Genomic DNA, 18,506 nt, shown 5'->3' with positions numbered 1-18,506 from the left:
AAAAGCACCGAAAAGGTGCTTTTTTCTACGCTTCAACCGATTGATTTTCAGCAATATTTTTAAATTGTCGTTTATGCATCCAAGTTAATGAAGCGATTGTTCCAAGTGATAATACAACGATAAAGATCATGAGTATTCCAATGTTTTGCCACATGAAGTTAAAGTCTCCGCTTGATACGACTGCTTTCAATCCTGATACAGAGTATGTCATCGGTAACCAAGCATTAAATGGTTGTAAATACTTCGGAATCAATTCTAGCGGGAATGTTCCAGCACTTGTTGTAAGCTGAATAATTAATGTAATGATGGCGATGAAACGTCCTGCATCACCGAATGCTGTTACTAAACATTGAATTAATGAAATAAACGCTAAACTCGTAACAATACTAAAGAGTATGAAGTATGGAATACTTTGTACTTCTACACCTAACCAGAACAGTAATATGACATCTGCTACTATTGCTTGAATAATACCGACTGATAGTAAAACACCAAACTTACTAATAAACCAGCTGAATCCTGATTTCGGAACGCCAACTGTATCGCGTAATGGGTATACGATAGATAATAGTAATGCCCCAACGAATAAACCGAGTGATAAGAAATATGGTGTGAATCCTGTTCCATAGTTTGGAACTTCCGCCATTTTCTCCGTCTTCACTTTTACTGGGCTTGCAAACATATCATACGTTTTATCCGTACCTTTTACTTCTCCTGTTTTTTCTGCACCTTCACCAAGTTTCTCAGCCAGTGTACCTGATCCATCATTTACCTTTACGAGCCCGTCTGTCACTTTTCCAGAGCCGTCTGTTAGTTTATTTACTCCGTCGATTAGCTGGGTTGAACCACTCGATAATGTTCCTAAGCCTGTTGTTACTTGATCTGAGCCATTTGTTAGCTTGTTTACTCCTTCAACTAATTGGCCTGTTCCTCCTGATAATGTACCTAAGCCTGTTGTTACTTGACTTGAGCCATTTGCTAGCTTGTTTACTCCATCGACTAATTGGCCTGTTCCTCCTGATAATGTGCCTAAGCCTGTTGTTACTTGACCTGAGCCTTCTGTGACCTGGCTAGATCCACCTGCTAACTGATTTATTCCTCCAGCCATTTGATTAGCACCACTAGATAATTCACCTAAGCCACCATTTAGTTTTCCTAAACCACTTGTCACTTTTCCAGAGCCATCAGCTAATTGATTTACACCTGTAATTAATTGATTGGATCCTGTAGATAATTCACCTAAACCACCATTTAGCTTACCTGCACCATCTTTCAATTCATTAACGCCACTTACAAGCTTCGGCCCATTTTCAGCCAATTTACTAACACCAGCATTAAATTCTTTACTTCCTTCTGCTACATTATTTGCTCCAAGTTTCGCTTCCCCTAACCCTTTACCGAACCCTTGGAAATTAGTTACAAATTCTTTTTGCTCTTTTGCTAATTTTTCGATACCAGCCACTAGACCCTTTAGATTTTCTGGAGTTGATACCTTTATTGGTGCCCCCTCTTCATTCATTACATTTTTTAACTGTGATACATTTTTATTCACTGTACTTGTTGCACTGACAAATTCTGTTGATTTCTTTTGAACTGTCTCTGTGTCTTTCTTAACATTTTCTATAAATGGTTCTAACTTATCTTGATATTCTTGTGGTAGACTTGCAATTTGTTCCTTCAAAGCTGCGACATCTTTTGTTGTTTGATTTGCAATCTCTACATTAGATAGAGAACCTTCTTTTAGTTGTCCAACGCTTTCCGCTGCTTTATTTATTTCTGTATTTACTTGTTGTACTGTATTTGACGACTTCTGTACATTTGATTGATCGGTTACAACACTTTGTACTTGATTATTTAAATCTTGCAACCCTTGCTGAATTTTTTGTGCCCCTTCTTCTAGTCGACCTTTTTCCCCATCTAGTTTCTCTAGACCACTTGAAAGTTCGCCTGTACCTTTTTGCAACTTGTTAGAACCTGTAGAAACACCTTTCAAACCATTATTTAATTCAATAGATTTATCCTCTAATTCTTTTAAACCACCATACAATTGACCTGAGCCATTAGAAAGATTTCCTATCCCTTTTTGTAACTCACCCGATTTATTAACTAACACATTTAAACCACTATTAACTTGACTAGAACCACCGTAAAGCGGTCCTGTTCCATTTAACAACTCAGTAATTCCAATCTTCATTTCTCCTGTTTTACTGTTTAACATATTTAAACCATTCGTTACTTTACTTGAGCCATCTGTTACCTTTCCAGATCCATCTAGCAATTTATTAATACCAATTGTCATCTCTCCAGACTTCCCTTGTAACGTATACAATCCACTTGTTACCTGACCAGATCCATCTAACAATTTATTAATACCTGTTGTCATTTCTCCAGACTTTCCTTGCAACGTATGCAATCCATCTGTTACCTGACCAGATCCATCAAATAGTTTCCCTACACCAGCCTGTATCTCCCCAGATTTCCCTTGAAGTGTCTGGAGCCCCTCCGTCACTTTACTTGATCCATCATGCAACTCACTAGCTCCGTCATGTAACTTATTTGCTCCGTCCGCTCCATCTGCTAATCCTTTTGAGACGTCTTTAATGGAATCAAACATTTTCTCTGCATATGTTTTCGTTAACGTGCTTGATACTTCACCTTTAATTTTTTCAATTGCTGTTCCGCCAATTTGTGAAGATAAGAAGTTTAAACTTTCATTTGGAATGTATTCTAAGTTTAATGGTTTCGGATCGTCTTTTAATAACGTTGTAGCGTTACTTGAGAAGTCATCTGGAATACGTACTAACATGTAATACTTTCTACCTTCCATTCCCTCTTTCGCTTCTTTTTCACTTACAAATTCCCATTTAAAACTTTTATTATCTTTTAAGTTATCAACGAGCCCTTTCCCGACCTCAATTGGTTTCCCATCAAGTTCTGCACCTTTATCTAAATTGACTACCGCAACTGGCAAGTCATCTAGCTGTTCATACGGATCCCAAAAAGCCCATAAAAACATACCCGCATATAAAATCGGTACAAATAAAACCGCAATGATTGGGATTAATATTTTTTTACTTTTTATAATCTCTGCAAATTCTTTACTAAGCAACTTATGCCATCTCATAATTTATCCCCCTTTTTAAAAATGACCAAAATCATTTTTTGGTCATTTTTATCCAAATAAAAAGGCTATACTTATTCATACATATGCCTTATCCCCGAATTTATACTATGCAACTTTTCCTTAATATGAAGTGAATATTTCTATTATCCCTCCTAAAATAAATATATGACCACTTTGTTCAATTGGTCACTTTTTATAAAAATAAAAGGATTATCTTAGTTTGACAATCCTTTTAATAAATAAAGTTCGAATAATTCCGATATTTTCTCTTTTTCTAACGGTTCATGATTTTTTTCCCAATCAAAAATAAGAGACACGTATAGGCGAAGCATAATAAATGCTGTAATTTCTGGATCACACTTGCTAATTTCACCTTTTTCAATCGCAATCTCTAAATAAGCTTGAATGACAGAAACGATTTCCACATCTACTTGTTGCATCACTTCTTGTACTTCTTTCGTTCCCATATCACGCTCTTCTTGAATTAGTTTAATCATGAGCTGATGTTCTTTTCTAAATTCTAAGATGCTATATAATGCCTTATGTACATTTTCAAAAAATGAAACATCTGAACGAATTGCATTTTCTGCAACTTGCTTCATTTCTGTAATTAAATTAGAAATAATTTCGCCAAATAGTTCTTCTTTATTTTTGAAAAAAGTATAAATTGTTCCTTTTCCTACATTTGCTAACTTCGCAACTTGATCCATCGTCGTTGCTTTATAACCGAATGCTGAAAAAGACTTTGTTGCAGCTTCAATAATAGAACGTTTTCGATCTATAGCCACATCGTCACCTCCAAAAATGACCAATTGGATAATATAGTCAATCAGTACATATTTGATATTACCACACGCTTACATTCTATACAAGTTCTCTTTTTTAGTTATTCCCAGTATAAAAAAATTCCAGTCAAGTTATATCATACTGTCCATAGTGTATCAAAAATTATACTTGTATGGAAAGCTAGAATATATTCATAATAATTGCTGGCTAAATCACACTAGAAATCTAATTAAATAGACAGTGTTCTTAAAACCAAAAGTTTAAGAACACTGTCTTTTATTTTGACATAGAAAGTAATATTTTCTCCATCTCTTTCTTAGTTAGCTCATCATCGATTATCTCTTCGTATATCTTTGTATCTCTTGTAAAAATATCATTCACTATGACAATTTGATACTCACTATTCTTACCTTGTGCTGGTACAAACATTTTGAGGCCTCTTAACTTACCCTCTCCATGAGAAGATTTATTATATACCATTCCTTTCCCATCTAAACTATAACTTTCTAGATCCTCTTCTCCAGGCATCATGTAGTGTAGTGGATCCTTATTACCACCTACATACATTCTTGACTGATAAATTGTAAAACCATATTTCCCTTTTGTATATTCTGATTTAATAACTAATTCTACATCTCTTCCAAAATATGAATCAGCCCATTCTCTCTTTAACTCATAACCTTCAGTTATATAAGTCGGCTGCTTAATTTGAAATGGTACATGATCTTTCGCTTCTTCTATAGTATATGTTAAAGACTTCTCCAGCTTATCTCCAAGCGGTTTTAATTTCTTCTCAATAGTAGCTAGTCTTTCTTGATCAGCTTTCTTCAAGCGTTCAGGTTTATATTCCTTTGTATCTCCATCATAATTCTCAGGCACATTTTTCTTAACCATTGCTTTTTTATGAATTTCTTGCGCTTCCTTAAATAATTGAACATACTGCTCAAATTCTTCTTTTGTAAAATTCTTTTCTGCCAAATACAAAAAATCTGTATTCCTTTTATATGACTTTATTGACATCCCCCATTCTCTACTTGCATTCTCCGGTGTACCTAATACTGTTTCTATCGCTTTTTCAAAAGCCGCTTTAGATTGCTTTTTTTCTACAACCTTTTCTTTCTGTCTTTCATCTCCCTCAGTTATCCTTGCATTTAATAAAAATCCGCCTGCTATAGCTGCTATAGCAATGATTCCAAGTAAAGAAAGACGATACGATTTCTTTTGAAACTTTTTAATCATAACGATTCTCCTTTTCAGTGTTCGTTTATTTCTACTTAAATTTGCTAGGCTTGGTGCTTGATAGGAATAATGTTCTAAAAGAGTAATAATTGTATGACCGTATGCAATTTGCTCCTCTTTATCTATAAAAGTAAGCGCATATGCATCACAGGCTAATTCTTGATCTTCTCGCATACAGAAATAGGCGTACCAAAGAATCGGATTGAACCAATTTAATAGGAGCAAACTGTACATAATCCAATTTACAGCTACGTCGTTTCTCTTAATATGAGCTAACTCATGGTAAAAGACATATTGTAATTGTTGCTCATTTAATACTTTCATATGTTTTTTTGATAGTAATACTTTCGGACGAAAGAAACTGAAAACAGTTGGGCTCGCAATCTTTCCTGCTAGACGTAATGAAACTGCCTTCTTCATTTTCATAGACTGCTTACAGCGATTAAACACTGTAACGACCTGTTCATCCGTAATATCCGCTTGTTTCTTTATGTAAGAATATAAACGTCTATTTGTAATAAACGTTATGACTGCTAATACGATTACCCCAGCTAGCCAAACATATAGAGCAAGTTTGTATAAAGAAAATGTAGTATGTTGTTCCGCACTCGCGTTTACTTCAGGTTCACCATTTTTTGTCACAGTTTCAGAATTTGATTCCAATTCCACTGTATGATTGGTTTCTATGTTCACTATACTCTCAGTAGACGGCATATTTTTTGGAATAACTTCCGATACACTAGAACTATAGGAAAGTAATGAATAAATACTATAAGAGCTATCTGGTGACCATGGTAAAAGAAGTCTTATCATTAATACGATCCACAGCATATATTGCCACCGGGGCGTCAACTTATTTCTAAATAGAACTTTTATACATAAAATAAATCCAACCAATATACTGGCCATAAGTGACGTTTCTATAAGCCAATCAAAAAAATGAGGAAGGTATATATTTATAAGCATGTCTATCATTTTTATCTATCCTTCCTCTTATTCTCCTCTGTCTTCTCGTCTAAAATGCGTTTTAGCTCATTAATATCTTCTGAAGACAATTTTTCTTCTTTTAAGAAATTGACAAGTAAAGGCTTAAACGCCGCACCGCAAAAACGCTTTAGTAAAGATTTTGTTTCAACTTGTAAATAATTATCTTGTGATACTAACGGATAATACGCGTACATACGCCCTTTATCTTGATGATAAGAAACGGCTTCCTTTTGTACTAGCCGGTTAATTAATGTACGGATTGTTTTCGGTTTCCAGTCCATTGCATCTTCTAGTTCCTCTATAATTTCATTCGCTGTTTGTGGAGAATTCGACCAAAGTACTTTCATAATTTCTAGTTCCGCTTCAGATATTTTAGGTAATTGATTTGTCATCGTATGTTTCACTCCTAAGTATTACATTTGTAATCTACTTTAAAGATTACAAATGTAATACTTATTTATCAACCATATTTTAGAAAAAAACCAATTACATGTAAACCTTACTTCACAACAACAAAATTCCTCTTTTTCTAATAATCAAATAAAAAAACAAGAAAATCTTTACAATTAATAGTAATATAGAAAATAGACAAGTTCATCAAAATAGTGGAGGCTTTTTCAGTCATGATGCGTGCGCTTCGTTTAAATATAAAGCAAGCTTTTTGTAATCGTGTTTCTTTAATTATTATGTTTAGTGGATTAGCTCTTATTTCTATTTATCATTATTATTATGTAATTCGTTATGTTGGAGACGGAACGGATGCGTTTGTAACAACAGCTTTTAAATGGATTGGATTTCGCGACAATGAAATGGATGTTTATTTATTATTAATGCCAGTTATTGCGAGTCTCCCCTTTAGTACAAGTTACAACTCGGATAAGTCAGATGGCTTTAAACCGTTTGTAAGTAAAGAAATTTCGTTATTCCCTTATTCAGTAACGAAATATATCGTTACATTTTTTTGCGGAGGACTTCTTTATACGTTTCCATTCATTTTATCGTTATTATTTTGTAAATTAACTATTCCAGATGGAGAACCGACGGCTGGTTCAGGCGTCATAAATGATAATGGGATGTTCGCAAACTTATATTACGATTCTCCTCTCACTTACATTACTGTATATATCGGAATTAATTTTTTATTTGCAGGTTTAATGGCTCTTTTAGGACTTGCTGCATCTGCGTGGTCACAAAAGGACTATATGGCAATTCTATTTCCATTTGCAGTTGCCTCCATTCCTTACGTCCTGCTAAATACAATATTCCCTACAATAGGCGGAGCACCTTTTCATTTATATGACCCAAAGCAACCGTTACATGGCATGTCACCGTACATATTAACGATGCAATGTGCCTTCTTCTTCTTCGTTAGCCTATGTATGTATATAAAAGGCGTACAGCGTGATAGAAAAAGGTACAAAAGAAGACTACAAAGAAGAGATCGATGTAGAAAAGCGTTTCAAGCATAAAAACCTAATTTCCTCATGTCTTCTTGGAAATTAGGTTTTTTTATTCATTTACGGCGTACCAGCCAATCCCCATAAAATAACAACCGCTGCAAAATAAATTGCTTTAATACCTACTACTAAACATAATGAAATAATTGCATATTTACTTAATTCTCTTCTTGCGCCTATTAAAGTAAAAATAACTGCCAAACTAAACGTTATATAGGAAGTTGCTGTATTCATTAAGTAATACATACTATCTAGATTCTGTGTAAGCCCTGTTATATCAGCTACAAACTGAAGCATGACGATCGTACTAAAAAAAATCGCTAGTTGATTCATTAATTTCCCATTTATTTGGGCTACCATATGTCTACACCTCCCTGTATTTAAGAATGAATATTCAATCTATTTTATCATTAAAATTCCTAATAATGTAAAAGAACGCTTAGTATATTTCTAAGCGTTCTTTCTCGACTATTTAAGAAGCTTTCTTCAAATCAATTTGAGCAAGTACTGGATCGTGGTCACTTACACGTCCGTGCTCTTTCATAATGTTTGAGTTTAAATGTACAGGGTCTACAATTGTGTGCGGTGCAATGTTATTTGTTACTAAAATATGATCTATCACTTGTGCGTTACCTTCATGAATGTACGTGTAGCGGTTCTCTTTCGGCACTGTGTTTAACATATCTTTTAATATCGTTCCCTCTAGTGCCTCCAGTGGTTTAGAGAATTCGAAATCATTCATATCACCTAACACAACAACTGGCGCATTCGTATTCTTTTTCTGAATACCTTGTACGAAATGATTCACTTCTTGTGCTAATTGAACTCGTTTTTCTTCACTCTTTAATACGAGCGGCTGCACTTTTCCAAATGGCGTTGCATCTCCTAGTTTTGAGTTTAAGTGATTTGCAACGACAACAACGTTTTGTCCTTGGAACGTAAATTCTGCTGCTAACGGTTTACGTGTACTTTCAAATAAAGGATTTTCGTCTCCAATACGAACAACATTTTTATCAAGTAACTTCGGTACTACTGCTAATTTCACACGCGATGGGTTATAGAAGAAACCGACGCGAATATTCGCTCCTGGTGCTCCCCCGTCTTGATTGTTGCTTGGCGCAATTTCTACATACTCATACTTCGGTCCACGGATTTCTAGAACTGCATCAATGATACGTTTTGCACTTAAAGAAGCATCCGTTGTACCATCATTAATTGATCCATTATTATCTTGCATTTCCTCTACACCGATAATATCTGGCATTTTCAAATTGTATTTAATAGAATACGCTAACGCTTTTACTTTTTCATCCGTCGTTTCTTTTTTATTCGCCGAGAAGTTTTCAATGTTATATGTAGCAACTGTTAACTTATCAAGACGCGGCTGAATATTTGCCCCTACTTGCTTAAATCCACCGTCTACTACAGATGGTAATTCAGTTACTGGTGAAATGCGGTACGAACCGTAATCATATCCTACTACCCCTGTTATATCTCCAGTGAAAGCATCTCCTACCTTTGCAACATAATCACGAGGTACTTTTACAGAAAGACGCTCTGGATTTAATTGATTTTCATCTAAAAGAGGTGTACCATACTTTGTTACTACTTTATCTCCACCATTTTTTACTGTTACATATAAGTTACCATTTTTCTGAGGAGCGATAATTTTTGGCGTTGGCATCGTAACGCGCATACCTTCTACACTTTCATAAAAATCGATTGCATCTTCATTTGGATCAAATAAGCCGAATGCGTCATTATCAATAATTTGATCAGGGATTTTCACACCGTTTTCCCCTAGTACAATCGGTGCTGGTAAAGGTTGATCTTTTGCGATTACAGCAATGCGACTCGCCTTAATTTCCGTCGTCGTTAAATCTGTTTCAAATCGTTCTGCATATCCAGGTCCAACATATTCTTCTACTTCTCCATCAACTTGAATAAGATCTCCTACCGCTACATTCGCATCTTTTTTGTATACGTAAATACCTTCTGACGTAGCTGGGGCATTATCCGGTTGATTATCTTCTATATAAAAACCATTTTTATCAAGCGCTGTTACAACGCCTTCCACATTGTTTACTTTCTTCCCAGTGTAAGGAGAAATATGTGATTTCCCTTGAATATCATGAATACGAACTGGTTCATTTTTTACGATAATAAATGAAAATGTCGAAACTGCTGAAGAAGTAAGCCCTTCTTTTTCTGCGATTGCTTTCACTACACTATTTTCATTCACTACAATTTGTCCGTTATAACGAACGCTTTTATTTGTAGGATTAGAGCCATCTAACGTATAGTAGATTGTTGCTCCTTCTGTATTCGTTGTTAATGTTATCGCTGTTCCTTTTGCAACTTCCCCGCCATTTGGTGATGCCACTACATCGCTAACGCGGTTTTGTTCTTCCCCTTGAAACTTATGAGCTGTTACTGATTTTAAACCTGGACTACTAAAATATAATTCAAGAGTCCCAGTCAACCTAACTTTCTTCCCGATATTTTCAGGGTGATCTTTCACATTTACTGTCGATCTCACATCGCCTTTTGGCAATTGAACAGGCATTATCTTGTCCGGATTCGTTTCGTTTGGCGAATCGGCAATTGCCACATTTGTGTCGTCAAACTTAGCCGGATCCTTCGTGTATTTAGAAGGACTTTGCGTATATCCAACGATATATCCTTCCACTATCCCCTTCGTTTTCCCTTGCTGCTTGAATACTTGAATTGCTTTTTCTACTGACATAGAAGTAGTTTCTTCTGCTTGCGCTAAAGTTCCAGTAAATGAAAGCAATAGCAATAATGATAAAAAGACACTTAACAATTTCTTCACAGCCATTTTCCTCTCCCTATTTCATATTTTCTCAGCATTTCTATCATATCAAATGATTCGCTATATAGAACTATGTTTCGACAAGTTTTACAAAAAATTTATTTAATTTACAAGCTTTCAAAATATAATACAAAATAATAATTTTACACCTTCTATGAATGCGATTTATAATATTAGAGAGAGAAAAAACAGAAAATACCGAAATTTCATTGGCATGTAAAATAGATTCATTTGAATGGGAGTTGATTGGATGGAAGTGCAAACAGAAACATACCGCGCAGCTATGAATGGAACATTAGAACGTCATTTTTCAGATATGATTGCTGTTATACCAACTAGAATTACAATTGATCAGTTAAAACAGCGGCTAGAAACTATCTCTACTAAAGTTGATGAGTTGAAAATTGTTTATAGTGATGAGACAAGCCTTATTGTTGAGTTACATATGGATGAATTGGTCATACCTTATGAACTGCATATTGATGAAACGGATGATCCAGAAGAATATAAAATGTACAATAGACAAGATGCCACAATCGTAGATCGTACTTTTGAAGATGCGGCTTTCGGCACTGAAATTTTCACACGTACACTATTTGCAGGTGATGTACTCAGCTGCTTTTTCCAGCAGTTGCAGTTTTTATGGCACCTCGCACCAGACTTGTTATTTGTAATCGATTCTAGTGCGGCTATGAAGGTCATATCTAGAAACTATATTGAATATCACGTTGAGAATGAATTATTGCCTGACATTCCTGACTTATACGTTATTCATTCTGTTTATGAAGACGATAAAGAACGCGAGCCTACACAATATTGGTTTCATACACACGGCCTTTTAAGGGCTGGTGTGACAGAGATAGAATTAATTATTCCAAATCGCATTTCTTCCTACTACGGCATTGGCGATCTTTTTCAAACATTTGCTAATAATGCCGTTGAAAATGGCCAAGTTCCAATGAATGAGCCTATCGTTATCGCACATAGTCAGCAAGGTTCCATACATACAGTAGCCGTTCCATGGGAAAAAGGTTTATCTTATATTGGACATAAAACGAGTATGGATCAATTATCTTCAATTGAGGGTGAGGAAGTGAAGCTACAGCCAATCGATGCACAAAACGAATTCTTAGGCGGGATGGATGACCGAGATGAATACCATCAATCTCCATCTGTTCTCTTGTTTAAATTTAATACTACAGGAGAATATATAGAAAGCTTTTTCAAAGAACACGAGGAAGCTACAGGGCTCATGTTCTATAAAACAAATAGTGAAACGGATCGTATGGCTTACAATGCGAAAAATACTTTCGGGTATTTTAGTAATATTTTTCACATTGAACAATCAAATGAAGATTATCGTTTTCTCGCTAAGTTTGGTGTCTCCTACGAGGAGGGAAAAAGTGAACATATGTGGTTTGAAATGCAAGACATTACGGAAGATATGATTCAAGGAATACTCATTAATGAACCGTATTTTATAGTAGACATGAACGAAGGTAATTCTTATCATTTAGATTTTGAAAACTTAACAGAGTGGATTATATATGCTGGAGATGCAGCTATAAAACCAAATAACTTATATATGTTTATTGGCTAACAGGTATTTTATCCAATAAACAAAACGCCTTCAATATAATTGAAGGCTTTTCGTTTGAAATATTTTACTGTGCTACTAATTCAGTCTCCATTACTTTCTCTAAATGAGATAATACATGCTTTGCCGCTAATTCGCCTTGATTAATACACGCAGGAAGACCAGAACCAGCGTAAGAACTTCCAGCTAGGTACACACCTGGTAATTCTTTCTCCATAAATGTTGTGAGCTTTTTCATTCGCTCTTTATGGCCTACTGTATATTGAGGCATCGCTTCTTTCCAGCGGCTTACAATTGTAAACTCTGGATTCGCTGTAATATCCATCGTCTTTTGTAAATCCTCTAATACGAGCTGCACAATTTCTTCGTCCGTTTGTTCGACAATCGCTTCATCACCTGGGCGTCCGACGTAACAGCGAAGAAGCGTTTTTCCTTCTGGCGTTGTATGTGGCCATTTTTTATGTGTCCACGTACACGCTGTAATCGTGTAATCACTATTTCTTGATACGACAAATCCGGTACCATCAATATCACGCTGAATTGCAGACTTCGGGAAAGCAAGTGCCACGTTTGCAACTGATGTAGACGGCATGTTACGGAAGAAACGAAACTGCTTGTACTGCGCAAACATAGACGGCAATACTTTATGCGGAGCTGCGACTACAATCGCATCTGCTTCCATTTCTTTTCCGTTACTAAGAGTAATCGTATAACTATCACCAAGTTTTGCAACCTTTTCAATACGAGTTCCCTTCATTACCATATCATTAGGAATCTTCACTTCAAGAGATTCTACTATAGATTCTAAACCGGTTTTCACAGTTTTAAAGATTCCCTTTTTCATTTCAGCCTTCTCTTGCTTTGGAGCGAGCGTACGCATACCGAGTGAAATACTACGGTGCTCCTGTTCAATTTGATAAATTTGCGGGAATGTTGACATTAAACTCATTTCATCAATATCCCCTGCATAAATACCAGATAATAATGGCTCAATTAAGTTTTCAACCACTTCATTTCCGAGGCGATGTCTGAAAAACTGCCCGAGTGATTGGTCAGATACTGGCTTTGATCTAGGCATTAACAGATCAAAGCCAGCTCTTAGTTTACCAATTGGGGAGAACAATCCGGAAAATAGAAACGGCGTAATTTGAGTTGGAATTCCCATCATCGATCCGCTCGGCATTTTGTGTAACCGATTGTTTACGAGAACGAACGATTGACCGGCCGCATTATTTACAAGTTCGTCGCCAAGTCCTAATTCTTTCGCTAATCTAGTTGCGCTCTCTTTTCTCGCTAAGAAAGAATCAGGGCCACGTTCAATTGTAAATCCATCTTTTCGAACGGTTTGAATTTTCCCGCCAAGTTTACCAGACGCTTCTATAAGCAATGCATCTATCGGCAAGTTTTTTTCAAGAATTTCTTTTTGTAAGTTATACATTGTTGTTAATCCTGTGATGCCACCGCCGATGATCACAACTTTTCCCCTCAAGTAAGCTCCCCCTTTCTACTTACATTACAGATTCTTTTTTCTTTAATACAACATCTGCTAAACAGTCGATAAATGCAGATGATGCGTTTGGCATCTCTGGACGATAATATTTCGCGCCAATTTCATCAGTTACAACTTTACACTCAAAGTCATTGTCATATAAAACTTCTAAATGTTCCGCAACAAATCCAACTGGTGCATATACGAATGAATTGTAGCCGTACTTTTCATTTAGTTCTCTCGTTAAATCTTGTACATCTGGACCGATCCAAGGATCTGGTGTATTTCCGGCACTTTGCCAGCCCACTGCATAATTTGCTACTTCAGCACCACGTGCAATATAGTCAGCTGTTTCGTTTAACTGATCCGGGTATGGATCGCCGAGTGCGATGATTTTTTCTGGTAAGCTATGTGCAGATACGATTAACACTGCTTTTTCACGTTCTGCTTCTGACATACCGTTATATATACCTTTCACTGCATCGACCCAATACTGAATAAATTTCGGTTCTTTATACCAGCTATCAATGCCGTGAATTGTTAAGTTTCCAAGTTTTTCTGCTTCTTCTTGCGCTCGTCCTACATACGACTTCACACTAAAAGTAGAATAGTGAGGAGCAAGAACGAGTGCAATTGCATCTTCTATTCCATCTTTATGCATAGCTTGTACCGCATCTTCAATGAACGGTTCAATATGTTTTAAGCCAAGATACATGTGGTACTCTACTTCATCTTGCATTTCATTTAAACGCGTCTCTAACTTTTTAGCTTGCTCTAATGTAATAGTAGCTAAAGGAGAAATACCACCAATTGCACGGTAACGCTCTGTTAAATCTTCTAGCATTTCAGGACTTGGCTTTCTTCCTCTGCGAATATGTGTATAGTAACGTTCAATATCTTCTTCTTTATATGGCGTTCCGTATGCCATTACAAGCAAACCAATTTTCTTTTTCATACAGCCAATCTCCTTTACTTCGCTAACTGCTCTTTAGAGTATTCATGAATAAATGTAGTTAAACGTTTTAATGTATCTGGATTTACTTCTGGGAATACGCCGTGACCTAAGTTAAATACGTAACCTGGCTGCTTCATCCCTTGGTCTAAAATACCTTTTACATGTTCTTCAATTACAGGCCAAGGTGCTAGTAAGAATGAAGGGTCCATATTTCCTTGTACCGCCTTATGAACACCGCGCGCGCGTGCTTCTTCGATCGGTAAGCGCCAATCTAAACCTACTACATCAAGAGGCAAGTCGTGCCATTCATTCACTAAGTGTCCAGCCCCAACGCCGTGCATAATCATTGGAACACCCATCGTGCGAACTTCTGCAAAAATACGCTCCATCGCTGGTTTAATAAATATGCGGTAATCCGCTACATTTACTGTTCCAACCCAAGAATCGAAAATTTGAACAGCTTTTACTCCTGCGTTAATTTGCGCTTTTAAATATGTAATAACCATATCTGCAAGCTTATCCATTAAAGCGAACCAAGCTTTCGGCTCTGCATACATGAACGCCTTCGTATTATGATAGTTACGAGAAGGACCGCCTTCAATCATATAGCTCGCTAACGTAAATGGAGCTCCCGAAAAACCGATTAACGGTACATCTAACATTTCTGTCGTTAATAAACGAATTGTATCTAATATGTAAGGTACGTCATCTTCTGGATTGATTTCCCCTAGTTTTTCTACGTCTTGTAAAGAACGGATTGGCTTATCGATAACTGGGCCAATACCAGATTTAATTTCAACATCAACACCAATTGCAGGTAGTGGTGACATAATATCTTTATAAAGAATTGCTGCGTCTACGTTATATTGATCAACTGGCAACTTTGTAACGTAAGCGCACAACTCTGGATTATGTGTAATTTCAAATAAAGAATAGTTCTCTTTTATCTTTCTATATTCCGGCTGTGAACGACCTGCTTGACGCATATACCATGCTGGTACATACTCCGTGCGTTCCCCCCTACATGCTTTTAAAAATGTCTCATTTATATTTCTTACCAAGACCCTTGCTCCCTTCCTTACCGATACTTTTACTTTAAATACGTTCTATTCCGATATTTATCTTTTTTTACTATACAGCTTGTAAAAACAAAATGCATAATATTATGTACGTTGTTCATTAAATTGACACAAACATTCGTAAAACCGCTTACTATTTTCACAACATTCTTATTATAACACAGAGAAAAACTACGGTTTAGCTACTTTTGACTTTTCTCCTTCACGGTTCGTTTGTGTGTTATATGGTACAACGTAAAAACTCGGTTTTGAGAATATATTAATAAACTTTTCCTCATATTTCCCTGTTCCTTTTACCGTTCCAACGTGAGTATGAATTCCTTTTTCAACTTTATAAATTCGATACATAATTCTCTCATCAGGAAGCGGCGTCCAGCTTAGTTTCATTGCAAATAAACCGAAAGGACTAAAAGCTAGTTTTGCTTCCACGTTTTTAATCTTATCTAAACGAATTGGCAGTCCAATTGTTTCAACACCTTTTGGCCTATGAAAACTCGCTTTATCTTGTATATTTGCTTTCGTTAAAATCTTTTTAAATAGCATCGTTGCAGATGCATTTCCATCTTGTAATTGATGCTCTTTATCAGTGCGGTCATAGCCAATCCAAACTGCCCCTACTAAATTCGGTGTATATCCAACAAACCACATATCACGCGCACCATGGTCATCATTCGGCAGTGAAGTCGTGCCTGTTTTTCCAGCTAAAGCTCCATTATATACACCAGCTTTCGCCGTACCTTCTTTCACAACTCCTTCAAGCATCTTTGTCATATACCATGCCGTTTGCTTTGAAAAGACTTTCGTTTCAGCTTTTGATGATTCTCCAATGACTGCCCCGTGCCTATTTAACACTTTATCGATAACGTGCGGTTCGATAATATTCCCGTTTGCTAAAAAAGAGCGGTACATTTTAACAAGATCAAATGGAGAAACACCATTTTTTAGCCCGCCAAGTGCTGTGCTTAAACCTGAGTCCGCAATATGAACATTCCCTTTCTCTAAATATTGCTTTCCCTCATCTACTCCTAATTCATTTAATAAAGATACAGCTGGCACGTTTGCTGATTCTAATACCGCATCGTACATCGTCATCTCTTTCGCATACTCATGATTATAATTTCGAGGTTCATAGCCTTCAAACGAACTTTTTTCATTCGTTAATAAAGAATATGGATTATATTTCTTCGTCTCGAGTGCTGGTCCATATACGATAAGCGGCTTTAAAACAGAACCAGGCTGCCTTTTTGCAAAAACCCGATTAAGCCCTCTCGGAACATACTCTCTTCCGCCAATCGCTGCTTTAATTCCGCCAGTCTGATTATCCATTAATAAAAATGCACCTTGGGCCCCGTTTTCTTTACCAGGGAAATTTCTCGCATCTTGAAACTGGTTATATGCTACCTTTTGAACTTTTTCATCCATCGGTACGACAAATGTATATCCTCCGCGCAGTACTTCTTGATGAGACAAACCATATATTCGTGCCGCTTCATCAACAACCATATCGATATATGGCATATATGCAAGTTCACGTTCATCTATATTTTTATAAAGAGCGATTGTCTTCCCTTGATAACGAACACTATCTTCTGCACTCATATATCCTTGCTTATGCATAAGCGACAGTACGAGATCACGGCGCTCTTTACTCTTTTCTGGATATAAAAACGGAGAATAGCCATTTGGCGCTTTCGGAAGACCAGCAAGCATAGCGCCTTCTTCTATTGTTAAATCTTCTACATTTTTATTAAAATACAGCTTTGCTGCCGCTTGAATACCATATGCCCCGTGACCGAAATAAATATGGTTCATATACATTTCAAGAAGTTGCTGCTTCGTATATTTTTGCTCTAATTGAAGAGAAATTGCGACCTCTTTCAATTTACGCGTAAATGTTTTTTCGCGAGTTAAAAAGACATTTTTAGCTAGTTGCTGCGTAATCGTACTACCGCCTTCTACCTTCTCTCCAGCTAACGCGTCTTTATAAAGCGCCCGAAATATAGATGGATAATCAATTCCTTGATGCTCATAAAAACGAGAATCTTCCACAGCAATAAATGCTTGCTGCACATACTTTGGGATTTCTTCGATCGGCACGAGCTCTCTATTTTCTACATATAACTTCGTAATTTCTTTTCCTTTCTGGTCAACGATACGTGATGAAGAGTGGAAAACAAGCTGCTTTTCATCCATCATATAGCCACCAGTTAATACAATAAGTTTATAGAGTACAATCGCTACTACAAACGTTGCTATCCCGCCTAATAAAGTCCACTTTGCTTTCTTCATACATCGGCCTTCTTTCCAAATGATGGTACATTTATTATTTGAAAAAGGACTATCTTTATGTATATAATCTTCGAAGTTTTTCACAAGAGTTGATATAATAGAGACAAACTATAAAGGGAGCATTAAAATGAAGGCTATTATTTCATACGAAACACCTCTAGAACAAGCACATTTCACTGCAAAAAATAACGAAAAAGATATGTTTTATAAAGAAAATACTGAAGAATCTGTAGAATCCACACTTCAATATGACGTGTTAGACGCTGTTGGAGAATTCAAAGGACAACCTGGCTACATCGTTTGTAACAACATTTCTGTAACAGACGAAGGTCGCCCTGTATTTGAAAACCGTTTTAAAAACCGCGCTGGCCTAATCGAAAATGAGCCTGGCTTCCAAGCAATCCGTGTTCTTCGCCCATTAAGTAACGATACATATGTCATCTTAACGATGTGGGAAACAGAACAAAACTTTAAAGACTGGACAGAATCACGTTCATTCGAAAACGCTCATAAAAAACGTCCTGCACAAGCAGAGGGACAAGCTCCGGCGCATCCACATGCAGAACAGCAAAAAAGCATTTTCTCTCGTCCGTCTTTCGTGACTACTTTTGATGTTTTAGTTTAGGCTTTGGGTACTGGGTTCTAGGTACGTGGGTCGTGAAATTATATCA

General features: G+C 36.5%; 13 protein-coding genes. 3 read left to right on the top strand and 10 right to left on the bottom strand.

What is annotated here, in order from left to right:
- Nucleotides 1-25: 25 nt before the first annotated feature.
- From BWGOE10_RS05275 to BWGOE10_RS05260, 4 genes are all read right to left on the bottom strand, one after another.
- A complete protein-coding gene (locus BWGOE10_RS05275; protein ID WP_070141205.1) occupies nt 26-3,124 on the bottom strand; it encodes a YhgE/Pip domain-containing protein in 3,099 nt (1,032 codons plus the stop codon).
- 215 nt (nt 3,125-3,339) lie between these two features.
- A complete protein-coding gene (locus tag BWGOE10_RS05270) occupies nt 3,340-3,912 on the bottom strand; it encodes a TetR/AcrR family transcriptional regulator (protein ID WP_070141204.1) in 573 nt (190 codons plus the stop codon).
- Nucleotides 3,913-4,186: 274 nt separating this feature from the next.
- Nucleotides 4,187-6,124, bottom strand: a complete 1,938-nt coding sequence (locus BWGOE10_RS05265; protein WP_070141203.1) for a M56 family metallopeptidase — start codon at nt 6,122-6,124, stop codon at nt 4,187-4,189.
- Between the two features lie 2 nt (nt 6,125-6,126).
- Nucleotides 6,127-6,528, bottom strand: coding sequence for a BlaI/MecI/CopY family transcriptional regulator (locus BWGOE10_RS05260; protein ID WP_000184503.1), 402 nt, complete (start codon nt 6,526-6,528; stop codon nt 6,127-6,129).
- Nucleotides 6,529-6,759: 231 nt separating this feature from the next.
- Here BWGOE10_RS05260 and BWGOE10_RS05255 point away from each other — a divergent pair, with 231 nt between their 5' ends.
- Entirely contained in the window at nt 6,760-7,605 is an 846-nt protein-coding gene (locus tag BWGOE10_RS05255) for a hypothetical protein (protein ID WP_070141202.1), read from the top strand.
- A gap of 48 nt (nt 7,606-7,653) precedes the next feature.
- On the opposite strand, the gene BWGOE10_RS05250 is transcribed toward BWGOE10_RS05255, so the two are convergent.
- Both BWGOE10_RS05250 and BWGOE10_RS05245 read right to left on the bottom strand, forming a co-directional pair.
- Nucleotides 7,654-7,953 (bottom strand): hypothetical protein, encoded by a 300-nt coding sequence (locus BWGOE10_RS05250; RefSeq protein ID WP_070141201.1) that lies wholly within the window; start codon nt 7,951-7,953, stop codon nt 7,654-7,656.
- Between the two features lie 112 nt (nt 7,954-8,065).
- Nucleotides 8,066-10,432 carry a DUF6359 domain-containing protein gene (locus BWGOE10_RS05245; RefSeq protein ID WP_070141200.1) on the bottom strand — a complete coding sequence of 789 codons (2,367 nt, stop codon included), beginning with the start codon at nt 10,430-10,432 and terminating at the stop codon, nt 8,066-8,068.
- Between the two features lie 244 nt (nt 10,433-10,676).
- Here BWGOE10_RS05245 and BWGOE10_RS05240 point away from each other — a divergent pair, with 244 nt between their 5' ends.
- On the top strand, nt 10,677-12,026 hold the full coding sequence (locus tag BWGOE10_RS05240; protein ID WP_070141199.1) for a DUF4026 domain-containing protein: 1,350 nt from the start codon (nt 10,677-10,679) through the stop codon (nt 12,024-12,026).
- A 64-nt stretch (nt 12,027-12,090) separates the two neighbouring features.
- Here the strand turns inward: BWGOE10_RS05240 and hemY are convergent, their stop codons facing one another.
- The 4 genes from hemY to BWGOE10_RS05220 form a co-directional block, all read right to left on the bottom strand.
- Entirely contained in the window at nt 12,091-13,512 is a 1,422-nt protein-coding gene (gene hemY, locus BWGOE10_RS05235) for a protoporphyrinogen oxidase (RefSeq protein WP_070141198.1), read from the bottom strand.
- Between the two features lie 19 nt (nt 13,513-13,531).
- A complete protein-coding gene (hemH, locus tag BWGOE10_RS05230) occupies nt 13,532-14,467 on the bottom strand; it encodes a ferrochelatase (RefSeq protein ID WP_070141197.1) in 936 nt (311 codons plus the stop codon).
- 14 nt (nt 14,468-14,481) lie between these two features.
- Nucleotides 14,482-15,528: a uroporphyrinogen decarboxylase gene (hemE, locus tag BWGOE10_RS05225; protein ID WP_070141196.1), complete on the bottom strand. Its 1,047-nt coding sequence runs from the start codon at nt 15,526-15,528 to the stop codon at nt 14,482-14,484.
- A gap of 189 nt (nt 15,529-15,717) precedes the next feature.
- Entirely contained in the window at nt 15,718-17,835 is a 2,118-nt protein-coding gene (locus BWGOE10_RS05220; protein WP_070141195.1) for a transglycosylase domain-containing protein, read from the bottom strand.
- Between the two features lie 127 nt (nt 17,836-17,962).
- On the opposite strand from BWGOE10_RS05220, the gene hmoB reads away from it, so the two are divergent.
- Nucleotides 17,963-18,460 (top strand): heme-degrading monooxygenase HmoB, encoded by a 498-nt coding sequence (gene hmoB, locus BWGOE10_RS05215; protein WP_070141194.1) that lies wholly within the window; start codon nt 17,963-17,965, stop codon nt 18,458-18,460.
- Nucleotides 18,461-18,506: the final 46 nt, after the last annotated feature.

The sequence above is a fragment of the Bacillus mycoides genome (genome assembly GCF_001757995.1).
Classification (GTDB): domain Bacteria; phylum Bacillota; class Bacilli; order Bacillales; family Bacillaceae_G; genus Bacillus_A; species Bacillus_A mycoides_B.
Note: the sequence above shows the minus strand (reverse complement) of the source record. Positions and strands in the feature narration are given on the sequence as shown.